Source organism: Streptosporangium sp. NPDC000563 (genome assembly GCF_040299985.1).
GTDB lineage: Bacteria > Actinomycetota > Actinomycetes > Streptosporangiales > Streptosporangiaceae > Streptosporangium.
The window spans coordinates 137,595-161,371 of sequence record NZ_JBEPDA010000004.1 but is presented as its reverse complement, the minus strand read 5'-3'; the positions used below and the strand labels follow the sequence as shown (position 1 = coordinate 161,371).

Sequence of the window (23,777 nt, the reverse complement as noted above, 5' to 3'; positions counted from 1 at the left end):
TGGTTGAGACCAGTAAACCGGCCCCTCTTCGTGTCTGTCAACTCACTTGGAGTAACAGCGACATCTGCCCGCCCAGTGCATGCCGGAGCGGACAGCGCGAAGACCGGACGCCCGATTCCATCGGTGGTCCCGGCCTCACTTCCGCACTCACCGGGAGTACGGCACGGCCAGTGTGCGTCACGTGAGGTGACCAGGCAACCGATTTCCGTCACGATGCGCTCTCGCTGTCGGGCGTGGACGACGCCTGCCAGCCGGACTTGCGGAGGCGCTCGGAGAAGACGGCGTGGGCCTGGCGGTACTCGGCTTCCCGGTCGGCCTTGTAGAAGGGGGCGGTGTAGCCGTCGGGGACGGGGCCGTTGACCTCGGGGTCGAGATGGGCCATGAGTTGCTCATAGTGCTGTTTCGTCTGGCCATAACCAAAAGCATAGGGATCAGCGGCGACCCTTCGGCCATTAGCATCAAACCACATCGCAGCTTCGCGGTCCCCAAGAATCGGATAGCGAGCTCTGTAGATTGCGATCAGCTCATCGATTCCGATACCGAGCCATACTGCGGCAAGAGCATCGATCTCGACCAATGCAGCCCTTCGTTCCTTTTCCGTGCGAAGCGGCGTAGCGTATGCCCAATGCAGCTGGACATTTTCCGGGGCTGCTAACAGTTGAAGATCAAGCCAATCAACTGCCCAGCGTTCTTCCAAAACCCATTCTTGCTCAAATTGTTCGGACCACAGATCCGCGTAGCTCTCAGTGATACAGTTCAACCTAAGTGTTCGCAGTAGCAATGGAGCAGAAAGCGGGTGATTCGGCCGAGGAATTGGAAGCGCTCTCGCCTTTCCGGGTTCAAGGTTATTTTCTCCGGTAATACGGAGAAGATAATCCAAAGGAAGAGAGGACCACATTCCTGCAGCAAGGACGGTTTCACGGTTACTTGGCAGTGCGCAGCTAACAACGCCATGGATATGAGCAGGTCCAGGAGGAATTATCGACACAAAAAGAGAGCGTTCCGTACTCTTAGGATCAATCATTTTCCGCCAGGACATGCGATAGTAGCTTACATATGATTGACCATTCCATCTCTCTTGGGCAGAACGGTAAGTCGACTCTTCGCATGCTCGAACGTATGTGCTACGCGGAATAGCATCTTTAGGAAGTGAAGTTAAATCCCAGGGGATCCAATCTTTGCCGTTTTTGAACGGATCGTTCGGTTCTTTTGCATATGGAGTAGAGATTCCGAAGTGAGTTCCCTGAAGTATCACATCATCCAGAGATTCTGGGCGTCCCACTTGACTACGAATAAGCCCAGCATCCTTTGCTCCTTTCTCATGATAGCCAGAACTAATAAGCGGACTATAGGAGCCTAGACGGGCAGGGTAGGAACCAAGAGCAGCGATGGCCTCCTGTTCACGTGTAGTGATTGGGTAGAGCAGGGGAGTCTGCTCTGCAGGAGATGAAGAATTACTCGCAAGTTTCCGCCACTCCCCAAGGAGAACCGAATCCACACGGATCACGCGATCCGCATGAGGCCGACGGTCCCAATCTCCACGATATTTTTGCCCCGGCGAGTCCCCAGAACCGTCATGCGAAAGCGAGTCAGTTAGAACTTTTGCATCGTACAGTTGACTAAGATGCAGGAAGTCAATTTTCTTCGGAGATCCATATACATGGACTCCAAAGTCGAGCGTACGTCCTGCCTCGAAAGCCCAATTGCCGACATTAACAAAGCTTCCGTGAATTCGCAGATGCGCATATGCCGCTCGGCGAAGCCCTCCCTCTTTAACTCCACTCAAATGGGTGTCAGGGTGAATTAGTCCGCCCACTCCTCCTTCCCTAAAATGGGACCATACTTGACACATAAAGGCTCGATATAGATCAGGCTGAGTTCCTGTCAGAAGCGGATAGGTAGACGACGACCCAAGAAATGCAACGATACCTGAATTTCCGGCGCGCTCATCGAGGTAAAATCGCAAACCGTTTGAAGTAAGCAGCTTCGCACGACGAACACGCCATTCATTTACATCAGGCTTCTCTGTGAGTTTGAACCAGGGATCCAACTCGGCGATTACTGCAGGCTCGTCCCAGTCCGGTCGAACCCAAGGCGGGTTACCAGCCTGAAGATCAAATCCCCCTCTGTTGAATATTTGAGCAAACTGAAGTGGCCAATGGAAGAAACCCTGCTGATCTGCAATTTCTTCCGCGAGCTGGAGCCAAGGAAAACGCTCCGCGGTTTTAGCAGGAGATTCCATTCCCATCCAGAAGACGATGTCGTCCTCGTGGTGTTCCATCTCGTCCAGCGTGGTGAAGACCGTGGTCAGCCCCTTGCGCTGCTCGGTGTCGCCGTGGTCGATGTCCACCCGGCCCAGCAGGGCCTCGGCGAAGTCGAGCCAGTCGTCGAGGTCGGCCAGCGGGATCACCTGGCGAAGGGGGGCGAGGGACGGGCGTTTGGGGGCGGGCTTCGGGCGGGCGGCCCGAGCCGCCTCCTTGAGCTCGTGGGCCATGCTGTCCAGGTCGAGCTGCTCGTCGCCCATGCCGAAGAGCGCTTCCTGCTTGCGGACGCGGAAGCCGATCGTCTCCTCGGCCGTCGGGAACAGCCCGACCGCAGGAAGCGTCTCCTCCGACGGAGGCGTCTCACGAACCGCCTCGGGGGAGCCGTCCGTCGCGGTGGGAGCTGTCGGCTCAGCAGAAAGAACGGGCGGGGCGAGCCTGGCGTAGACGTCGTCGGAGCCGTCCAGCAGCCCCGCGCGGTCCAGCGGCCAGAACCACAGCGCGCACCAGGCGTCCATCACCTTCTTCAGCCGCCAGTACGGCGTGCCGGGGGCGATCAGGTCACCGAGAACCTTCTCCTTGGTGACGGCGTCGGCGGGCTGGTCGATCCAGTCGGCGCCCCATACGTCGATCTTGCGGCTGATCTCCCGCTCGGAGATGGTCAGGCGCTGAACGACCAGGTTCCACAGGTATTCGGCCCGGCCCGACAGGGCCTGAAGGCGCTGGAGCTGGGTGAGTTTCTGGCCCTGCCGCTTCTTGTCGGAGACCTTGGCACGCATCTTCTTGCGCCAGTCGGCCAGCTTCTTCGCCTCGGCGGGAGCCAGCTCGCGGGCCTCCTTGGCTCCGGCGACCGCGCCCCAGCCCTCGGCCGGGAGCAGGAAGTGGTGGACCTTCCCCGAGGGGAGATCCCCCGCCGAGAACGGCAGGTCCTCGGGAGCCTCTTTCAGCCAGGACCCCTTGGTCAGCGACGCCGCGCCGTACACCCGGCGGCCCGCGCCGATGAGGGAGTTGCCGTGGCGCAGGTGCAGGCCGAACCAGGGGGCCTGCAGTCCCGGGTGCATCACGTTGAGCCAGACGGAGACCTCGGCCAGCTCGATCGCGGTCTCGTTGAGGTCGACGCCGTAGGAGTTGTGCAACGCGACGTACGCCTTGACCCGCTGCAGCTCCTCCTCGTACCGCTCCGGGTCGATCGAGACGCCGAGCTCCTGCTGGCGGCGGCGGAGATACTCGGCCGACACCTGGTTGATCGCCTCGTTGAGGAAGGCTCCCGAGCCGAGGGCGGGCTCGCAGATCTTCCAGCTCAGGATCTCGCGGGCCGGGGTGACGGTCCCGTCCTGGTCGAGGCGGTGTTTCAGGGCGAGCTCGACGGTGACCTGGGTGAGCGACTCGGGCGTGTAGTAGGAGGCGCTGGTCTCCCGGTCGCGGCCGGCGAGCCGGTAGACGAACGCGCCCTTGACGTATCTCTTGTACTCGTCGGTCTTGTTGCCGTCCTCGTCCACCCTCCGGACGAAGACGTCCTCGGGGTAGTCGTCGACCTTGGAGGCGGGGATCGTCCAGGTGCCGCCGTGGGAGTCGCCGTTCTTGGCGACCTCGTACAGCTCCTCGGTGGAGATGAACCCGGTGTAGGACATCAGGCCCTCGTACACCGCGCCGAGCTGGTTGATGCCGAGCTGGGCGTAGGAGATGAAGCCGCCCCGCTCCTTGCGCCGTCCCTTGGTGAGCATGAGTGCCTGGAGCACCCGGTGCAGCGTCGCGTTCCTGAGCCGGGTGTCGATCTTCGGCGCGGTCGGGTCGTCCTCGTCGTAGCCGGGCATGGTCAGTGCGGCACGGCCGATCAGTTTGGTCTTCTTCGGGTTGAACAGGTCGGCGCGGAGCGGCTCGAAGCGCAGCCCCTCCCCCGCGGAGCCCGGTGAGCCCGACGAACCCGGTGAGCCCGGCGAGCCGTCGGCGCTCCGTGGTCCCTCGGGGTCGCCCGGCTTCGGGTTGTCGCCGTTGACCAGGCGGAAGAGCAGGTCGAGCGACTCGTACAGGTGGAAGGAGTTTCGTGCCTCCTCGCCGGTCAGGTCGCGGACCACCAGGTCGCCCAGCCGGGACAGGCTGTAGCCGCGGCCGTAGTCCTCGTCGTCGGTCGGCAGGATGCCCAGCTCGGGGCGGGCCTCGGCGTACAGCAGGAACAGGATCCGGTAGAGGTAGCGCAGCGACTCCTTGCCCAGCTCCTTGGCGAGCGCGCCCGGCTCCATGATGTCCTCGGGCCGCACCGCGCGGACGGTGCCGTCCTCAAGGCGCATCTCGGCCTGGCGGATCCGGTCGAGCACCTCGTTCGCGATCAGCTCGACGGAGTCCTTCAGCCCCTTGCGGAGCTCGGTGGAGACGCCGACCGCGTGGTTACGCGAGTTGGTGAGCAGCTCGGCGAGCGGCTCGGAGCCGCCCTCCTCCGGAGGCAGCAGCGAATCGGCGCCGAAGAGCGCGGCGACGACCTCCAGCTCGGCCGGGTTGTTCCTACCCAGTGCCACATCGAGGCTCACGGCCAGGTAGCGGCCCTCACCCCAGGTCGCCCGGTCGGCGAGGACCACCACACCACCGGCGAGGATCAGCACGTAGCGGGGCGGGGCATCGGCCGCGAACAGCCAGGACGCCAGCTTGGTGCCCGAGGTGATCTGCTCGCCGCCGTCCAGCCGGACCGGGGCGGCGAGCAGGCCCTCCCGCTCGTCGTCGAGGGCGGCGTCCACCTCGACGGCCCAGCCGCACTCGACGGCGACCAGGTGCTGGTCGGCGTACGCCACCGGGACGGCGTGCTCCCGGCCCGCCCGCTCCACGGTCAGCTCGCGCGGCTGCGCGGCGAACCCGAGCGCGCGCAGCACGTCGCCGTGCAGCTCGGCCAGCTCCTTGCGCCACTCGGCCCTGTCGTCGGGACCGATGGGCTCGCCCTCGCGCAGCCGCGCGTCGAAGTCGGCGAAGAACGGGCGGTCGGCGAAGTACGGCTTGCCCAGCGCGCGCAGGCCCCGGCGCGGTGTGTCGCGGTCGGCCTTCTCGTCCTCGCTCCAGCGGGCGAGCAGGCCACCTGACTTCCTCAGGTCCTTGGGCAGCACCTCGGCCAGGTAGTGCGCCGAGAAGTAGTCGCCGCGGTTGACTATCGAGTCGAAGCTCATCGCTGCCCGTCCTGCGTGGTCACGGCCGAGTTCGGCATGGGAGTCAGTACGGCGAGAACGCGGAGCAGCGGTTCGCCGGTGGTCTGCAGGGATTCGAGGAGCTGCTCCTGCTCGGTGACGGTCCGGCGCACGTCGGCCTCCCTGCGGCCACGCTGCGAGACGTGCACGCCGTCGAGCGTGAGCTGTCGCCAGTCGGAGAGCCGGGCGCGGTAGGTGTCCAGTGGCGCGACCACCTCGGTGTCGTAGCGGGCGCGGCGCTTCTCCAGGTGGGTGCGCGCGACCTCGACGGCGGGCTTCACCAGCTGCTGGAGCGGCCCGAGGTCCAACAGCCGGCCCGTGTTGATCATCCCGGGACCGACCTTCGCCGCCCTGAGAACCTCGACCATCTCCTCGTCCCGTACGGTGAGCGCCTCGGGCGGCCCGCTCACCGCCATCCACTCCACGACCGTGGGCCGGCCACGCCTGTTGGAGTAGATGCCCTGGACGAGGATGACGGGCTCGTCCACCTCGGCGGTGATGACCGGGGCCTTCTTGCGGCCGAGCCGGACGAGGACCTTGTCGGTCAGCCAGTCGACCATCGGGTGCAGGTCGGACAGGTAGGCGATGTCCGGCCACATGGTCTTGGTCTTGCGGGCCTCGTCGAGCTTGCGCTGGGCGAGCGTGCGGCTGAAGGTGACCTTCATCCGCTTCCTGACGTCGTGAGTGCGCAGGTAGGAGGAGGGCAGCACGGAGAGCCGGTGGATGAGGTCCTTGGGCGGTTCGAAGGCGAGCATCTCGCCGTCGTCCTCCATGCCGTCGAGGAGCTTGAGCGTCCTGACCGCCTCGTGGACGAACTCCTCGGTGCTGTCGAAGAGCCGGGGCACCTTCGCCCTCGGCGGTTCGGGGGGCAGCGCGTTGCTCTCCGGACTCGTCTCCTCGTTGAAGAAGTCGGCGAGGAAGTCGTCGGCCGCGTGCGACTCCAGTGACTCCTCCACGCTCTTGCCGTCGAGCAGGTCCTGGATGAGACGGCGCTCCTCGCGCTCGGCGCGATATTCACCGGTGACGGCCTCGGCGGTGCCCAGGCTCTGGTGGGCCGCCGACTCCTTGGTCAGCAGTTTCTCGGCCACGGTCCGGTCGTCCTTCGCCCCCTCGACCTCGGAGGTGAGGATCAGCGCGCCGAACTTCGGCGGGTTCTCCTGCCCGTAGCGGTCGATACGGCCGTTGCGCTGCTCGATCCGGATCAGGCTCCACGGCACGTCGTAGTGGATCAGCTGATTGCACTGGCGGTGCAGGTTGACGCCCTCGGAGGCGACGTCGCCGGTGAACAGGACGCGCACCTTGCTGTCGGAGAGCGAGAACCGCTCGACGATCTCCTGCTGCTGGGTGTCGGAGAAGCCGCCGTGCATGACGTCGATCGCGTCGTCCTTCAGCCCCAGCCGCGCCGGGACGACCTTGCGCAGCCACTCCAGGGTGGGCACGCTCTCGGAGAAGACCACGACCCGGGTCTCGCTGCGCGGGCCGACACCGATCTCCTTCAACCGGGCGACCAGGGTGGCGAGCTTGGCCGAGTCGTCGTCGGTCATCCGCGCGGTGAGATCGCGCAGGGTCTTCAGCGCGTCGATCTCCCGGGGCTCCTTCGCGTTCTTCAACCGCTTGCCCACCGTGGTCGCCAGGGCGACGTGCGAGGAGAGGAAGGACTTGAGCAGGGTGTAGGGGAAGAGCCGGTTCTTCGCGTCGACCACCGGTCCATCGGCTCGCTGGTCTCCGGCCAGCCAGACCTGGGTGAGCTCCTCGAAGATCTTCTCCTCGGCGCCGGTCGCCGGGCAGTGGACCGGGATCGAGGGACCTCGATCGGGCCACTTGCTGCCCATCTGGTCGCGCACCTCGGGGTTGATCTTCGTACGGCGCAGGTAGAGGTGGTCGATGTCGCGCGCCGAGTAGCGGGTGTCGTCGGCGATCGCGGCCGGGTCGAGCATCCGGATCAGCTCGGCGAAGGACTTCGGCTCGCCGTTGTGCGGGGTGGCGCTCGCCAGCAGCAGCGCGTCGGTGTTGCGGGCCAGCAGCTTCGCCAGCCGGTTGCGGAAACTGTTCTCGCCGATCAGGTTGTGCGACTCGTCGATGACGACCGCGTCCCAGTGCATCTTCTCCAGGTGCTGGCCGTACTTTCCCTGGTTCTTGAGGGTGTCGATCGAGACGATGATCCGCTTGTAGTAGGTGAACGGGTTGCGGCCGGCCGGGATCTGCCGCTGGATGCGCTCGATGCCGACCGAGTCGAGGCGGATCAGCGGGATGGAGAACCGGGTCCACAGCTCGTGCTGGAACTGCTCAAGCACCTGCTGCGGGGTGACGACGAGAATCCGTTCGCCCCTGCCACGGCGGATCAGCTCGGCCAGGATGAGCCCGATCTCCAGCGTCTTGCCCAGGCCGACCACGTCGGCGAGCAGGATGCGCGGCCGAAGCCCCTTCAGCGCCAGCTCGGCCGGGCGCCACTGGTAGGGCAGCGGGTCGAGCAGGAAACGGTCCGGCAGCGCGAGGCCCTTCTCCGTCTGGGGCAGCGGCGTCCTGCGCAGGACCGCCTCAAGGAAGAGGCGGCTCTTGGCGAACCTGGGGGTCTCGTCCTGCTCCAGGATCGTGTCCTCGGGACGCATCAGCTCAACGGTGTCGAACTCGGTGAAGAACACCGCGTCCTCGTCGCGGACGAACTCCGACGCCCCGATCGCGGTGATCCGCTGCCCCGCACCTCTGGTCTCGCAGGTGCGGACGATCCACTCCGCGTCGCGGACCTCGATCCGGGCACCTGGCGGATACTGGGTCTCGGTCACTGCTCTCCTCTTAGAAACGGGCGTTCGAAGCGTAGGCGCCACGCAGACGGGTGGCGAGCAGGGCGACGACCGAACCGGGGACGATCACCTGGCTGATGTCGCGCCGCCGGGGAAGCGGTGGCTCGATCTCCGGAGGGTCGGACGAGCGCTCCACATAGGTCGCCACCGCCAGCCTGCGAGCGGCCACCGGCAGGGGCGTCCCTCCGGCGGTCGCCAGGTCGGAGAGCCAGGTCGTCGCCTGCGCGAGCCCGGGGCGTGCCGCCGGATCGTGCGCGAGCATCGCGGCGACGATCGGCTCGAACGCGGCGGGAAGGCCGCCGAGGTCCGGGGCGATCTCGGGGTTGACGATCCGCATGAACAGCGCCGCGACGTTCGGCGCGTCGTAGGGATAGTGCTTGGTCAGCGCGAACAGCAGGGTCGCGCCCAGGGCGTAGACGTCGGTCGCCGACGTGACGTTCTTGGGGGTGTTGGCCTGCTCGGGTGACATGCAGGCGGGCGTGCCGAGCGTCGACCCCGAGGTGGTCAGGTCCGACGGACCGTCCGCGAAGGCCACCAGCCCGAGGTCGATGAGCTTGGGCCCCTCCCTGCCCATCAGCACGTTGCCGGGCTTGAGATCCCGGTGGAACAGGCCGGCCGCGTGAATGTCCCCGAGCGCGCTCGCGAGGAGCACGCCGAGGACGGCCGCGTCACCGGCGTCGAGCGTGCCCTGGGAGTCGACGAACTCCTTCAGGCTCAGCCCTCTGACGTACTCGACCGCGAGCCACGGCCGCTCGTCGTCCTCCTCCGAGGCGTCGACGAGCCCCGCGACATGCTCTCCCTGGACGGTGCGGAGCGCGTCGATCTCCCTGGCGAAGCGGGCCCGCACCTCGGCGCGACCGGCCAGGTCCTCACGGATGACCTTGACGGCGACCTGCTCGTGGTCCGGTGTCAGGCCGTAGAAGACCCGGCCCATGCCACCTGCCCCGAGCCGCCCGTGCAACGTGATGTCGCCGACGTGTTGGGGGTCGGAACGGTCCAGGGGGTCCACTCGCACCTGCCTCGAATCGCAGAACCACCGTCCGGTCAGGGTATGACCCCATCGCGCACGCGAAAGTGGCGAACTCCGAAATCAGAGGTCCGCGCACAGGTCGTCATTCCTCTCACCCACGCCGAACAGCAGCAACACCTCGGCGGGGAACATGTCGTGGCTCGGGTCACGATCCAGCCGGACGTGAACGAGATCCGCCAGGTGAGTGACGATACACATCATTGAGGCAAAGTCACAAGGGTTAATTTTGTGCACTAAGTTCACAACTTGTGATGCAAGGACCATTCCACCGCACCCGCGAGCGACTCCAGGCCCGACAACCCCGAGAACGCCACCTTCCGCCATCCGGGGCCGACAGGGCGACCAACGCCTCCGGCGACCCTCGCAGCCAGAAGCACGTTCGACGCGAGTTGGCGCCCCTGTCTCGTTCTCATCTCGGGCCATTGAGATGGTAAACCCCGATTCTTTCTGATGCGTCCGCTAACAGAAGCGTCGCATGCTCCGCATTGTCATAAGTGTGTCTACGCATGACATAAGACGTTTTTGTGGATTAATGTCCGAATTTATTATTGAAAGGGTGGTGGTTGTCCGTGAGGCAGCACGTGCTCGCCACTGAGCTGCGCGAACTCGCCGCCGATCCCCGCCTGGCGGCCCGTAAAGCCGAGTTGAACGACCTCGCACATGCGATCACCGACTCCGACGAGGCCGAACGCTGGTGTGAGATCGATCTGTTCGCCGCCTTCTCGCCCGAGGACAGCATCGTCCCGAGCGGAGAACCGGCGGAGACGAAACGGAAGAAGACCTTTCGCGGGTTCGGCATCTTTCTGAGCTCCTCCCTGATCTTCGCCCCGATCTTCATCACCTGGCTGGGCCTGAAGCAGGCCACCGAGGCGTACGGCGAGGTTCTCCAGGCCAACGGCCCGGAGGCCGCCCGGCAACCCTTTCTGGAGATGTGGCAGCAGGGCTTCGACGGCCGTCTGAACGGGTTCTTCAAGTTCGACAACATCGCCCTGTACACGCTCCTCGCGATTGGCCTGCTCGTCTCCTGGACCGTCTACGAGAACGTCAAGCGGAACCGCGGGGAACGCAGGGACGACACCTCCGAGCGTGATCTGGCACTCCTGCGTGCCCGGCTCCGCAGAGCGCTGACCAGGGCGAGCCTGCTGCTCGGTCAGGTACGGCTCTCCTCACCCGCCCGGTTCGGCGCCGAGCTGACCAAGACGGTGAACGAGCTCAACCTCGTCGGTGAGACCGTACGCAAGGCGCAGACCGAGCTGGTCGACGCGCTGTCCCAGACCTCGCAGGCCGCCCAGCAGACCACCGAACTGCTCGCCGGGAGCGCGTCGGACGTACGGGAGACCATGGCGACTCTCCGTACCCACCTGGAGTCCGTCAACATCGCCTACGACGACGTGAGCGCGGCGGTGGAACATGCCTCGGCCTCGATCGAGGCCGTCGGCTCCAGCACGGGTCAGGCCGTCGCCACCGTCGGAGACCAGCTCGCCGCGACCATCACGCAGACCACCCTCGACATGCGACGCGCGTTCGTCGAGGAACTGGAACGATCGGCCGCATCCGTCCAGAACACCATCGGCGAACTCACCGCCGCCACCGGCACCATGAAGGACACCTTCAACGACGGACTCGCCCGCTCCATGAAATCCGTCCAAGGCACCATTACCGACCTCGACTCCCGCGTCGGCGAACTCGTCACCGCCACCGGCACCATGAAAGAGACCTTCAACGACGGGCTCGCCCGCTCGATGAAAACCGTTCAGGGCACCGTTACCGACCTCGACTCCCGCGTCGGCGAACTCGTCACCGCCACCGGCACCATGAAGGACACCTTCAACAGCGAACTCGCCCGCTCGATGAAAACCGTTCAGGGCACCGTTACCGACCTCGACTCCCGCGTCGGCGAACTCGTCACCGCCACCGCGGGCATCGAAGGCGCGGTGAACCGCGCGGCCCTCTCGATCGACTCGGTCGGCGCGACGACGGAGAAGGCCGTCGGTCTGATCGGCGGTCAGGTCACCGACTCTCTCGTCGTCACGGCCGCGGAGTTCCGTCAGACGTTCGGAGCCACCGGCGCGGAGATCCGCGAAGCCCTCGGAGACTGGTCCAGCACCGCGCACGCCCATGCCTCCCGGATCGAGATGGTCTCCGACACCTCGGGGCGGACGATCACCCTGCTGGAGCAGACCCACGACTCCCTCGACCGGCTCCCGGCCGTGATCTCCACCGCCCTGGCCGAGTTGCCGGTCCGGGTGAAGGAGATCTCAGGAGGCGACTTCGCCGAGCTGGGGAGCGCGATCACCCGGCTGCGGTCCGCGGTGGACCGGGCTACCGAGGCCGTCGAGACCTCCGCCGCCCGTGACACCTCTGCTCCCGCCCTTCCTTCCACCTCCGCTTCCGGCTCGGGGTCCGGCTCCGGCTCCGGCTCCGGCTCCGGTTTCAGTTTCGGTTTCGGCTCCGCACAGAAGGACCGGTGATGGCCGACCGGCGCCGGAGCTTCACACCGATCCTGCTGGCCGGATGGCTCTTCGCCGACCTGCTGCTCGGTCTCACGATCATCATGCTGGGTGCCCAGGCACCGCCTCCGCGACCCGTCGTACCGGTGGCAGGAAAGGGCAGCGGCACCCCGACCCCCACCCCCTCACCGACGCCGTCCCCCTGCGCGACCCGCATCGGTGGTGTCGGCGCCAAACCGACCAAGATCACGTTTCGGGTGAACCCGGGGGCCGACGACAACGCGCTGGCCGCGAAGGTGCGGAGGGAACTCCTCAAGCACAGGAAACACCTGGCCGGTCGGCACGCGGGCATGGTCCTCACCTTCGGCGCCAACGGCGTCGCCGGCGAGGGTGTCCACCTCGCCACCCGGATCAACACGGCGCTGCGCAAGACCTACCCGAACATCTTCCGTACCGCGGCGACCCGTAACTTCCACGACCTCTCCGCCCCCAGCGGGTCGATCTCCATGGAGATCTACTTCGTGACGGACGGCTGCGCCCCTACCCCCAAGAACTGAGGAACACCTGATGGGTGAGCAGGTACTGCCCTTCTACCTGGTCTGTGACGAGTCCTACTCGATGCAGGGTGAGCCGCTGGACGCCATCAACCAGGAGCTTCCGAACATCTACCAGGAGATCGCCAGCAACCCGGTGGTCGCCGACAAGACCCGCCTCGGCATCATCGGATTCAGCGCGGGAGCCGAAGTGCTGCTCCCCCTCGCCGACCTCAACGAGGTCCAGTCACTCGTACAGCTGACCCCCAGAGGTGCCACCAACTACGGCGCCGCCTTCTCGCTGCTCCGCGCCACGATCGAGCAGGACATCAGGGATCTCAAGCAGGCCGGGCACACGCCGTTTCGTCCGACTGTCTTCTTCCTCACCGACGGCCAGCCCACGGACGACTGGTACGCCGCTTACCAGGAGCTGATCAGCCCTGACTTCAGGGCTCGCCCGACCATTCTGGCCTTCGGGTTCGGTCAGGTCGAGCCCGCGACGCTGCGGCAGGTGGCCACCTTCAGGGCCTTCATCGCCGACGGCGACCTGTCGCCCGCTCAGGCGCTCCGCGAATTCGCCAGACAGTTGCTCAACTCCGTGGTCCAGTCGGCGGTCGCCTCCGCCAACTCGTCGAACGGCGCGCTGATGGCCTTCCCCGAACAGGCCAAGGGCTACACGGTGCTCGCCGCAGAACCCGTCTGATCCCCCCAACCGGACCTCAGAGGAACACCACGTGGAGCAGTCATCCGGAAGCGCACGACCCGAACCGACCGCGTCGGTCCCAGCGCTCTCCGAACCGTCGACGTCGGCCTCGGCGCCCCCCGAAGCACCGACACCGGTCCCGACGATCCCGGAGCCGGTGGTCATCGGCCGGCGGCCGATGCTGCGCTCGGACCCCGGCGGCCTACCGGCCCCTCATGCAGACCACCCCGGACGCCCGGACAGTGAGCTGGACGGCGCCACGCTGCCCGGCCTGGTCGTACGGGCCGCCTCCATCCGGGGGGACGCGCACCGCTACTACGGCACCCCTCGTCAGGACGCGATGGGACTGTGGCAGACCGGCGAGGCCCAGCTGCTGGCCTGCGTCGCCGACGGGCTCGGCAGCAAGGAGCTGTCTCACGTGGGAGCCTCCCTGGCGTGCGCATCCGCCTACCGGAACATCAACGTTTTCCACGCGTACAGCGACCTCCGGACGGCGGCGGAGTATCTCATCGAGGGCATCGCCGATGCCCTCGACCGGCAGGCACTGAAGCACGAGGTTCCGGCGGACGCGCTGAGTACCACGTTCCTCGCCGCCGTCATCGACCAGGAGACGGACACCTCACCACATCGCGCCCGCCTGATGCGGGTCGGTGACAGCACGGCGTTCCTCCTGCACAAGGGCAGCTGGGAGGAGTGTTTCGGTAAGAAGAGCAGCGAGGAGACGATCGCCGACTCGGCCACCCACGCGCTTCCCGGCGGCATCGGGCACGTCGAGGTCGCGGTCGCCAACCTCGAAGCGGGTGACATGCTGCTGCTCTGCACGGACGGCATCGCCACGCCGCTGACGCGGAACCACGAGGTCGGTGACCAGCTCTCGGCGTGGTGGAGCCGGGCGGAGCCGCCCTCACTGCCGGAGTTCTTCTGGCAGTCCAGCTTCCGCGCCAAGAGCTACGACGACGACCGTACGGCGATCTGCGTCTGGAGAGCCTGACATGATCTCCGGCACGTCCCCCCACGACCGGCAACGCGCCTCACTGATGCTGGAACCCGAGCCGCTGGGCGAGGGCGGCCAGGGCGTGGTCACCCGCGTGCACGGCCCCGGTCCGCTCGTCTACAAGGAGTACATGCCACAGGCCGGGACGGTGAACGGCCACGCCCTCGCCGACCTGGTGAACTTCGGCCACGCACTCCCCCTCGGAGATCGGCAGCTGCTGTTCGCCCACTGCGCGTGGCCGGTGGCACGGGTCCTGCACGGCGACCGGGTGACCGGGTTTCTCATGCGTGAGGTTCCCGGCGAGTTCCGCGGGACCATCGGCGGCAAGTCCAAGCTGGTCGAGTTGCAGTATCTGCTCTACACCCCCAACTGGTCGTGGCAGGACCTGCACCAGCCGGACCTCGCGGGCCGGGTCACCATCGCCCTTCTCGCCACCCAGTTGGTCGACCTGCTGCACGGCCACGGGTTCGTGCTCGGTGACATCTCACTCCGTAACCTGCTGTGGCGACCGGCCCCGCCGTACCGGATATTCGTCCTCGACTGCGACGGCTTCCGCCGTCACGGCGGTGAGCCCGTGCTGCGGCAGGCGCACACCCCCGACTGGGACGATCCTCACCAGCCCGCCACCGGCCCCGACCTGGACACCGATCGCTACAAACTCGCGCTGCTCATGGGCCGTCTACTGACCCGCAACGCCTACGTCCGCCCCGGTCAGGACGTGGAGCTGCTCGCAGGACTGGATCCGTACGTGGTCGCCGCGGTCACCGAACTGTTCACCCAGGCAGCCGAACCGCGTGGGCTCCGCCCGACCGCCGCGGAGTGGGCTCAGGCGGTTCGCGGCCGTAGACGGATCCTGCTGAAGCGGCCCCCGGTCCGGCAGGTCGCCACGCCTCCCGAGCGCGCGGACCTTCACCTCCCCGGCGGCAAACGGCCCTCGCAGCCGATCCGGTCACCACTCGACAACCGCGCGTCGACGGATGCCTCTTCTTCGAGAACGCCGTCGAAGGAGCCTCGCATCTATGTGCCGATCTCCCTGCCCCTCTCCGCACCGCCCTCACCACCTCGGCGGTCTCCGTCCATCGTCACGCCGTCCGCGCCGCGCGGAAGCACCCCCGCACCCTCGGCACCCGCCGCACCTGCCGCCCCGAACCGTTCCGAACCGGCCGCCCCGAAGCCTCCCCCAACGCTCCGCGCACCGGCCACCCCGCCCCGTTCGCAGACGCTCGGCGAACGGGTCGTCGCATCCGAGGTGTTCGCCGACCAGCGGCGGGCCTCCCCCGGAGGCATCTCCGACGACAAGGTGATCCTGCTGCTCGACGGCCTGGAGGCGCGGGGCGGTCGTCTCGCCGTGGCGGAGGCGGCGAGGCTGATCGGTGAGCCGGTGGACAGGACCCGGCTGCTGATGACCGCGGTGAAGCGGCTGCTCAACGTCGACGGCTACGACGTCCTCACGCTCAAGGACGGCGACCGGACCGTCGACCTGAACCGAGGACTCCTGAAAGAACAGTTTCTCGACGAGGACGAGGAGGCCAGGCCATGACACGCAAGGTCAGCCGGGCGAGGCGACGGCAGATCATCGATGCCCTGGGGCGTGGCACCGTACCGCAGAACGGTCTCGATCTCTTCGCGGTCGGTATGGAGCGATTCGAGAAGGCCCTCGACGAGGATCTCACCGCCGTGACCGGGGGCGGCGCCGGTTTCAAGGCGATCCGCGGCGAGTACGGCTCGGGCAAGACCTTCTTCGCGCGCTGGCTCGCCGAACGGGCGAAGCGGATGAAGATGGCGACCAGCGAGATCCAGATCTCGGACACGCAGACGCCCCTGCACAAGCTGGAGACCGTCTACCGCGCACTGATCGGCGGGCTCACCACGGCGAGCAGCCCGCCGAGCGCGCTGCGGGAGATCGTCGACACCTGGCTGCTCACCCTGGAGGACGACGCGAGCGCCGCGAAGGGAGTCGCCAAGGAGGACCGGCGGGCGATGGTCTCCGCGGTCGACGAACTCATCGAGTCCCGGCTGGAAAAGGCGGCCCAGACCGCTCCGGCTTTCGCCACCGCGCTGCGCTTCTACCGCCGGGCCAGGCTCGGCGGGGACCAGGCCACCGCGGATGGGCTACTGGCGTGGGTGGGCGGGGATCCGAACGTGGCGGCGTCGGTCCGCCGATACGCGGGCATCAAGGGGAACCTGGACTCGGGGAACGCGCTCGGTTTCCTTCAGGGCCTGCTGACCGTGCTGCGCGACTGCGGTCACCCCGGGCTGCTCGTCGTACTCGACGAGATCGAGACGTTGCAGCGGATGCGCGCCGACAGCCGGGAGCGGAGCCTCAACACGCTCAGGCAGCTCATCGACGAGATCGACAAGGGCCGCTTCCCCGGCCTCTATCTTGTCATCACCGGAACCCCCGCGTTCTACGACGGGCAGCAGGGGGTGCAGCGGCTCACGCCGCTCGCCCAGCGGCTGGCCACCGACTTCGGCACCGACCCACGCTTCGACACGGCCCGCGCGGTGCAGATCCGGCTCACCGGTTTCGACACCGACAAGCTGGTCCGGCTTGGCTGTGCCGTCCGTGACCTCTACGCGGAGGGGAACCCCGCCGAGGCCAGGATCAGGGCGCTCGTCGACGACGGTTACGTCAAGGAACTCGCCGTCGCCGTCGCGGGCCATCTGGGGGTGGGTACGGCGCCGCGGACGTTCCTGCGCAAGCTCGTCATGGACGTGCTGCACCGGGTGACCGAGCACGAGGAGTTCGACCCCCGCAGGCACTACCGGCTGACCGTCCTGGACACCGACCTGAACGACGACGAGCGCAACGCGACCCGCCGCGCGCACCGGCCGCATCGGGCCACGTCGGCGGACGAGGTGGAGCTCGACCCGCTGTGACCAAACCCGCTGTCCCCACGCCGACTGTCAGCACGTCCGCTGTCACCACGCCGACCGTCACCACGCCCGCTGTGACCACGCCCGCTGTGACCACGCTGCACCCGACGCTCGCCCACCATGTCGCCAACACCCTCGGCTGGCCCCGGCTCCGGCCGTTGCAGGCCGAGGCCCTCGCCCCGCTCGGCGCCGGGCTCGACGCGCTGCTGGTCGCCCCGACCGCGGGAGGCAAGACCGAGGCGGTGATGTTCCCGCTGCTCTCCACGATGGAGGAGCGGCGATGGAGCGGCCTGTCGGTGATCTACGTGTGCCCGTTGAAGGCACTGCTCAACAACCTGCTGCCACGGCTTCAGGGGTACGCGACCTGGTTGGGCAGGCGGGTGGAGCTCTGGCACGGTGACGTCCCCGCCTCGCGGCGGCAGTCGATCCTGCGTGATCCGCCGGACGTGCTGCTCACCACCCCCGAGTCGCTGGAGGCGATGCTCATCGGCACCCGGGTCGACCACCGGCGTCTCATGCGGGAGCTGCGGACCGTGGTGGTGGACGAGGTGCACGCCTTCGCCAAGGACGACCGGGGCTGGCACCTGCTCTGCGTCCTGGAACGCCTCACCCGTCTCGCCGGGCGCCCGCTGCAGCGGATCGGTCTCTCGGCCACCGTCGGCAACCCCGACGAGCTGCTCTCCTGGCTGCAGGGAGCCGGTGCGGGCCGGCCCGCGCGGGTGATCGCCCCCAAGGCGGTCACCGGTTCCCCCGCCCCTGATATCGAACTGGACCACGTCGGCTCCGTCGCCAACGCGGCACGTGTCATCGCCGCGTTGCACGCGGGTGAGAAGCGGCTGGTCTTCTGCGACTCCCGGCGCATGGTCGAGGAGCTGGGAGAGACGCTCCGCGGCCACGGCGTGACCACCTTCCTCTCTCACGCCTCGCTCTCCGCCGACGAGCGCCGCCGCGCGGAGGAGGCCTTCGCCCAGGCCCGCGACTGCGTCATCGTCTCCACCTCCACCCTGGAACTGGGAGTCGACGTCGGTGACCTGGACCGGGTCATCCAGATCAACGCGCCCCGGTCCGTCGCCTCGTTCCTGCAGAGGCTGGGCCGTACCGGACGGCGCCCGGCGAGCACCCGCAACTGCCTGCTGCTCGCGCTGAGCAGGGACGACCTGCTCGCCGCGGCCGGACTGCTGCATCTGTGGGGAACGGGCCATGTCGAGCCGGTGCGACCGCCACCGGACCCACGGCACATCGTCGCGCAGCAGTTCCTCGCCCTCACCCTGCAGGAGGGGAAGGTCGGCGACTCGCTCTGGCCGGACTGGTGGAACGGCCTGTCCCCCTTCGAGTTCCGTTCCGCCCAGCCCGTACTCGATCACCTGATCGCCGAGGGGTTCCTCGAACGAGACGGCGGCTCGCTGCTCATCGGCCCAGAGGCGGAACAGCGCTTCGGGCATCGCCACTTCATGGACCTGACCGCGGTGTTCACCGCGCCGCCGGAGTTCACCGTGATGCACGGCGGCTCCGAGATCGGCCGTACCGGTCCCGCCCTGCTGACCACCTCGGTTCAGGGCCCACGCCTGCTCCTTCTGGCGGGGCGAACCTGGAAGGTCGACTGGATCGACTGGAAGCGACGGCGCTGCTTCGTCGAACCCGTGGAGGGAACCGGAGGGGAGGCCCGCTGGACGTCCGCCGCTCTCGGTGGCACCTCCTTCGCGCTGGCCCGCGCCATGCGGGACGTCGCCCTGGGGACCGACCCCCCGGTACGGCTCACCCGCAGGGCCGTCGACGCACTCGCCAGGGTGCGCGCCGAGATCGCCCACACCGTCCACCCCGACGGCACCGTGATCGTGCGCGAGGACGGCGACCTGCACTGGTGGACCTGGGCGGGTTACCGGGGCAACGCCACCCTGAAGGCCACCCTGGGCACGCTGGCCGATCCCGTGCATCGAGTGGAGGACCTGTACGTCAGGCTCCGCGCCGATCTCACCGGGCCACTCCGACGCGCCGACCTTCGCGCGCTCCACCTGCGGCACCCGCAGGTGGACGAGCGGGCGCTGAACGGGCTGAAGTTCAACACCGCGCTACCGCGCGAACTCGCCGTCGAAACGCTCTCCGCCCGCCTGGCGGACTTCTCCGCCGCGACCTCCGTACTCGGCGAGCCCACACGTCTTCTGGTGCGGTGATGAAGCGTCCGGGTCCGCAGAGGTACCACGCGGGGTGTCGCGGGAGAAATACCGAGGTTTTGGCCTGTCCGGTGCAGCGCAGGTCAGCGGCGAGGTAGCACGCCCAGGAGGGTTGCGGTCAGGGCCGGCTTCAAGGAGTCCTTCAGTTCCAAGTGGAAGCGGGCCAGTTCTGGCTCGGCCCGGTAGGCCGCCTGCAGGCCCGGCGCCCGACCGGTCCGCAGCCACCGTCCCGCCCGACCTGAGCAGGTGAGCAAGGTGCGCGTCCCGGAGGTGAGCCTCAGCCTTCCGAGGCCACTGCCCCAAGGGCGTGCCCGACCGCTGCCTTGGTGAACGCCCGGGTCGCCGCCGTCTCCGCCGCCTTCACCCAGGCCAGGCCGAGGATCGAGGGAGGCAGCCCCATGACGGGGACGAAGCTGACGTCCGGGCGCCTGTGGTGAGCCGCCGTAGGGGTGCAGAACAACATGCCGCCCCGGTCGAGCGCCACCTGGGTGAGCCCTTCCTGGCTGGTGGACACCGTACCGGCCAGGGGAATGGGGCGGCCGGAGGGCGTCGTGGGCGGCGGCCCACGGAGACCACACCCGGGCGTTCCCGGCCTACGAACGGGAGATCGGCGACTATGTACGGCGCAGCCGCACCTACGCGGTCGGCGCCGCCAAACGGCTCATCCCCGACACCCGCCTGGGCCTGTGGGGCCTGATCCAGGGAGCGCGGCTGATCAGCCATGTCCCCACGCCGATCTCCCGCACTCTGGTCGGCTTCGGCGGCAAGGGCACACGACTGCACGACGAGGTCACGCTGAAGCACTATCCGCAGGGACCCGCTGTGAAGAGCGCCGCAGCGCCTGACCTTCAGGACGGTTGACCGCCGGATCAGCCAAGAGCTCGGCGCTGATCGGTGCCCCTCCGTCCCGGCCTCGGCTTCCACCCGGACTTCGACCTGCTCCAGGAGGTCTTCGCCGACCCCGCGCTCATCGCCCGCGGCCGGTATCGCGAGGTGGTCGGCGGATATCTGCGCGGCGACGACGTCAGCCCCCGCATACTGCGACGACTCGCCGCGGAAGACCCCGGCAAAGCGAGCGGGGTCTTCCGCAAGCTGCTCAAGAAGCCGCGTTTCTCCTGGGAACGCGACGGCGAGGCGCTACTGCGCAAGCACAAGGCCGACTGGTACGACGGCCCCCGCCTCCCCAGGGTCATCCCCGTATAGGACGCGGACGGCGAGAACGGCAGAGCGGGTCATCGAGTGAGATGCCGCTTTTCTCGCATTCGGTCGTTTTTGTCTTTGCGGTTTTCTCAAGGCGGCGGAATGCCAAGATGATGACATGACGGGTACGGGGCTGCGGTCCGCCGCGTTGTCGTCGGCGGGGGTCCTTCTTCCGGTCGCCCTGAGCGTGGCGGTCAATCAAGTGCTCAACTCAGGCGTGTGGAGCAGGCCATGGATCGTGGTCACCGTGGTGCTGGCCTTCGCGGGATGGTACGTCACCCGCCTGATCACTCGCGTCTCGACTTCGGCCGCCGGGGACCTCACACAGGTCAAGGGGCGGCTGGCGGGGCTGGTGGTCGATTTCTGGAATACCGAGATAGCGAAACGGTCTCTCGGCGATCCGCCGATTCCGGTCTCTTGGCATCTCACCCAGCGGACCAAACTCATGGACCATCCGCACCTGATCACCGAGGGTGAGCTGTCTTTCACCGGCCGATCCGACGACATCGCCGAGCTGGCCACCCGCTTCCGCCGACTACCCCGCCGTCGCCTGGTCATCACCGGCGGCGCCGGGACGGGAAAGACCACCTTGGCCGTTCAACTCCTCGTACAACTGATCGACACCCGCGAGCCGGCGGAGCCGGTGCCGATGTTGGTGCCGGTCGCCGACTGGGACACAGAGCTCCATCCGCGCTTACACGATTGGATCGCAGAGCGCCTGCGGAATGACTATCTGGCTCCGAAAATGCCCGAGCAGAGCCGCGATGCCGCCGAAATATTGGCCTCGGGTGGTCATATCCTGGCCATTCTTGACGGCCTGGACGAGCTGCCCGAACTCGCTCGCGCGAAAGTGATCACCCAGCTGGGCAGAACCCTGGCCCCGCGGGATCAGGTAATCATCACCTCCCGCACCGGCGAGTATTCCGATGCCCTCGTGAACGCACGACGCGCGGTCCGGGCCGCCGCTGTCATCGCCCCCAAGGCGCTGATCCCCACCGTCGTCGGCGACTATCTGGCCACCTGCCTCCCGCCTCACCCCCCGCAGCCCTGGAGCACGCTGCTGCGAGCTTTGCGGACCGGCGCGACGCCTGCTCTGGCGGCCGTATCCTCGACCGCGTTGGGACTGTGGCTGATCCGAACGGTGTACGTCGACCAAGACCGGGACCCGACCCCGCTGTTCACGGTCTACCGCGACGATGTTCCCGCACTGCGCGCGCACCTGATGGACAACCTCATCGAGGCGTTGCTGATCGCCCAGAGGCTGTCGGGGACGACTCGCCGGAAAATCCCACGAACCTGGGATGCCGAGCGGATACGCCGGTGGCTGGTCCGGCTCGCGACGTACGCCGCAGAACGCGGAACACCCGATTTCGCCTGGTGGCAGATGAACCAACCTCGGCAGGGCGGATTGAGGGTGCCACCTCAATGGGTCGTCTCGCTGGTTGTCGTACTTGTTTACGCGCTACCTGTCGCGGCCGCCGCCGCGCTGGCCGGGAGCCCGATACTTGGACTTGTCGCCGGTTTCGGCTTCGCATTCGGAAAATCGATCGACACACCCGAGCCACCGGAGTTGAGGCGACTACAGGTCTGGCGACGTGTCACCACAGCGCTACGCGAGAACAGTGGCCGCATTGCTCCCGTATTTCTCACGATGAGCCTGCCTTTGGCAGTAGGGGTGACGGCCATTCAGGGGATCGGAGCCGGGATCTTCTCAGCCGTGACTTCCACGCTCACCATCTGGGTTGGCCTCGCGCTGCTGGAGAAGTCCCCGCCAAAGGATTCCGGCCAGGCGCCGGAGGATCGGCTTCCGCAGTTCACCAACGCTCTCACCCCCCTGTCCGCCTGGAAGATCAACCGGTCTTTGGTAGGACTTCAGCTGATGGGAGCACTGGTTTTTGGGGCGGTTTTGGCGATCTCCTCGGACTGGGTGCTCTCATATTTCCCCGGGCCGCGAGACATCTGGAGTGACATTGGACTGGGGCTCATAGTCGGATGCAGTGCCGGTCTGACACAGCGGTCACAGCACGTCTGGTTGACGTCCCGGATCACGTTCGTATTCTTGGCCGTCTCGGGCGATCTGCCGGTGCGCACGGTGAGGTTCTTCGATGAAATGCACCAGCTCGGCCTGCTACGCGCGGTCGGCCCGTTCTATCAGCTCCGGCATGCCGAACTACATGACCATTTCACAGCGGTGGCCGACAGAGACCAGCCGCCTTCGGGTGGGGGCGCGCTGTGACCGTCAATGGCCAAGTGCGTGTCGCCGCCGGTGGCCGTGATCGACGGCCCGACTACGGTGAGTGGCGCGTGGTCGAGTACGAACCGCGAAATGAGGCCGGGCTTCCCGCCGCATGACGGGCACCCGGCCATCGCGTTCTGATCGCTCTCTTCGCACCTGTCCGCGACCCCAACCGCCGCCCCTCTCACGGCGGGATCCAGCTCCTTGGGGGAATTCTTCGACGATCGGTGGGCCCGGCCTCGGGTCCCGGTGTTTGAGCTGAGGCCAGGCCCATGGTGATGCTCACCGGCCTGCCCCTCGGGAGGCGATGAGGCTGTCAGGACGGGCCAGGAAATCTTGCCGCCCGGGCCCGCGGACAGCGCCTCGGCCGACCACCCGCTATGGACGCGGAGATAGTGGCTCGTGCTCGGCGGCTGCCGATCGTGTCACGGGCGGCGCCGTACAAGTACCTGCCCGAGCCCCCAGGGCCCCGGCGAGTTTGTGATTTGGTCAGTGTGATCCTTTAGGTCCGATCTTGAAAAGGTCGAGGATGCGCTGATGGTCGTAAACGTGGTGGCGTCGGGCGTGGGCGATGTTGACATAACCCGCGTGGCGCAGAGCGCCGATGGCCAGGTTGCGAAAGGTGGCCAAGGCGCGGGGCAGAGTGCCGGTCCGGCTTGATGGACATCCTCATGGAAGGTGACATCGCGGACATGGTGGGTGCCGTTTTCGATGGCCTTCCAGTGATCACGGATGTAGGTGACGCCACTCAACGAAACGACGAAACGCCCGCCCCTCCCGAAGGAAAAAGCGGACGCTTTCATGACGACGTCAGGACTGGTCTGCGTACCAGACGTTGGCACATTGAAGAGCTCCGTTGTGGCGGAGGCAAACGCGTACTGGCCGATGCCAGTTGTTAATCATGGGAGAGTGGACAGTGCTGCCTGTCGTGCTGACCGTCTTCTGACAAAACTCCCAGCCTTTGATCTGATCTGTGAACCACCACTTCTTGGTGGTGTTGACCTTGTCGGAGTCGGTAGTTCGATCGATGGAGACGATGTCCCCGGCGGTGGCGTTCTCCACCTTGGCGTAGGACTGGTTGAAAGCGCCACCGTTCATCAGCCTGACGGTCTTCCCATGAAGCTTGGCCGGATAAGCGACGTCACGACCATTCCACCGGGCGCTGCCCGAGCTGTAAAGCACTTCCTTGTACACGTCAGGAACCGGTGTGTTGCAGGCCGACGAGTCGGCGTTCGCGGTCGGCGCGAGGCCCGTCACAGAAGCCATCACAAGAATGGAGGCTGACGCAGTGCGGACTAGCATCCTCTTCAAACTGTGAACCCTCTCTGGTGGGATCGAGTGTTACGTGAACCCC

Annotated in this window: 15 protein-coding genes; 9 read left to right on the top strand and 6 right to left on the bottom strand. The window is 66.8% G+C overall.

The window, feature by feature from the left end; all coding sequences use genetic code 11:
* Nucleotides 1-208 precede the first annotated feature (208 nt).
* The 4 genes from ABT352_RS13530 to ABT352_RS13515 all read right to left on the bottom strand — a co-directional run bounded on the left by ABT352_RS13530 (nt 209) and on the right by ABT352_RS13515 (nt 9,460).
* Nucleotides 209-5,410, bottom strand: coding sequence for a CoA-transferase family III protein (locus ABT352_RS13530; RefSeq protein ID WP_350945065.1), 5,202 nt, complete (start codon nt 5,408-5,410; stop codon nt 209-211).
* A complete protein-coding gene (locus ABT352_RS13525) occupies nt 5,407-8,211 on the bottom strand; it encodes a DEAD/DEAH box helicase (protein WP_350945064.1) in 2,805 nt (934 codons plus the stop codon). Before ABT352_RS13525 ends, ABT352_RS13530 begins: the two co-directional genes overlap by 4 nt.
* A 10-nt stretch (nt 8,212-8,221) precedes the next feature.
* Complete coding sequence (locus ABT352_RS13520) at nt 8,222-9,238, bottom strand: serine/threonine-protein kinase (protein WP_350945062.1); 1,017 nt, start codon at nt 9,236-9,238, stop codon at nt 8,222-8,224.
* An 81-nt stretch (nt 9,239-9,319) separates the two neighbouring features.
* A complete protein-coding gene (locus ABT352_RS13515) occupies nt 9,320-9,460 on the bottom strand; it encodes a hypothetical protein (protein WP_350945060.1) in 141 nt (46 codons plus the stop codon).
* A 368-nt stretch (nt 9,461-9,828) separates the two neighbouring features.
* Here ABT352_RS13515 and ABT352_RS13510 point away from each other — a divergent pair, with 368 nt between their 5' ends.
* From ABT352_RS13510 to ABT352_RS13480, 7 genes are all read left to right on the top strand, one after another.
* Nucleotides 9,829-11,730 (top strand): hypothetical protein, encoded by a 1,902-nt coding sequence (locus ABT352_RS13510; protein WP_350945058.1) that lies wholly within the window; start codon nt 9,829-9,831, stop codon nt 11,728-11,730.
* Nucleotides 11,730-12,266 (top strand): hypothetical protein, encoded by a 537-nt coding sequence (locus tag ABT352_RS13505; protein WP_350945056.1) that lies wholly within the window; start codon nt 11,730-11,732, stop codon nt 12,264-12,266. Before ABT352_RS13510 ends, ABT352_RS13505 begins: the two co-directional genes overlap by 1 nt.
* A gap of 10 nt (nt 12,267-12,276) precedes the next feature.
* Entirely contained in the window at nt 12,277-12,945 is a 669-nt protein-coding gene (locus ABT352_RS13500; RefSeq protein WP_350945054.1) for a vWA domain-containing protein, read from the top strand.
* A gap of 157 nt (nt 12,946-13,102) precedes the next feature.
* Nucleotides 13,103-13,936, top strand: coding sequence for a protein phosphatase 2C domain-containing protein (locus ABT352_RS13495; protein WP_350945053.1), 834 nt, complete (start codon nt 13,103-13,105; stop codon nt 13,934-13,936).
* 1 nt (nt 13,937) lies between these two features.
* The gene (locus ABT352_RS13490; protein ID WP_350945051.1) at nt 13,938-15,479 is read left to right on the top strand and encodes a hypothetical protein; all 1,542 of its coding nucleotides are present in this window, start codon (nt 13,938-13,940) and stop codon (nt 15,477-15,479) included.
* Nucleotides 15,476-16,819, top strand: coding sequence for a BREX system ATP-binding protein BrxD (gene brxD, locus ABT352_RS13485; protein ID WP_350945050.1), 1,344 nt, complete (start codon nt 15,476-15,478; stop codon nt 16,817-16,819). The genes ABT352_RS13490 and brxD overlap by 4 nt, the downstream gene beginning before the upstream one ends.
* 71 nt (nt 16,820-16,890) lie before the next feature.
* A complete protein-coding gene (locus ABT352_RS13480; protein WP_350945048.1) occupies nt 16,891-18,987 on the top strand; it encodes a DEAD/DEAH box helicase in 2,097 nt (698 codons plus the stop codon).
* A 277-nt stretch (nt 18,988-19,264) separates the two neighbouring features.
* On the opposite strand, the gene ABT352_RS13475 is transcribed toward ABT352_RS13480, so the two are convergent.
* A complete protein-coding gene (locus ABT352_RS13475; RefSeq protein ID WP_350945047.1) occupies nt 19,265-19,501 on the bottom strand; it encodes a type 2 periplasmic-binding domain-containing protein in 237 nt (78 codons plus the stop codon).
* A 380-nt stretch (nt 19,502-19,881) separates the two neighbouring features.
* Between ABT352_RS13475 and ABT352_RS13470 the strand changes: the two genes are divergently transcribed.
* Together ABT352_RS13470 and ABT352_RS13465 are read left to right on the top strand one after the other, a co-directional pair.
* Nucleotides 19,882-20,190 carry a hypothetical protein gene (locus tag ABT352_RS13470; RefSeq protein ID WP_350945045.1) on the top strand — a complete coding sequence of 103 codons (309 nt, stop codon included), beginning with the start codon at nt 19,882-19,884 and terminating at the stop codon, nt 20,188-20,190.
* A gap of 115 nt (nt 20,191-20,305) precedes the next feature.
* Complete coding sequence (locus ABT352_RS13465) at nt 20,306-22,423, top strand: NACHT domain-containing protein (RefSeq protein WP_350945043.1); 2,118 nt, start codon at nt 20,306-20,308, stop codon at nt 22,421-22,423.
* Nucleotides 22,424-23,233: 810 nt separating this feature from the next.
* Here the strand turns inward: ABT352_RS13465 and ABT352_RS13460 are convergent.
* On the bottom strand, nt 23,234-23,689 hold the full coding sequence (locus tag ABT352_RS13460) for a hypothetical protein (protein WP_350945041.1): 456 nt from the start codon (nt 23,687-23,689) through the stop codon (nt 23,234-23,236).
* Nucleotides 23,690-23,777: the final 88 nt, after the last annotated feature.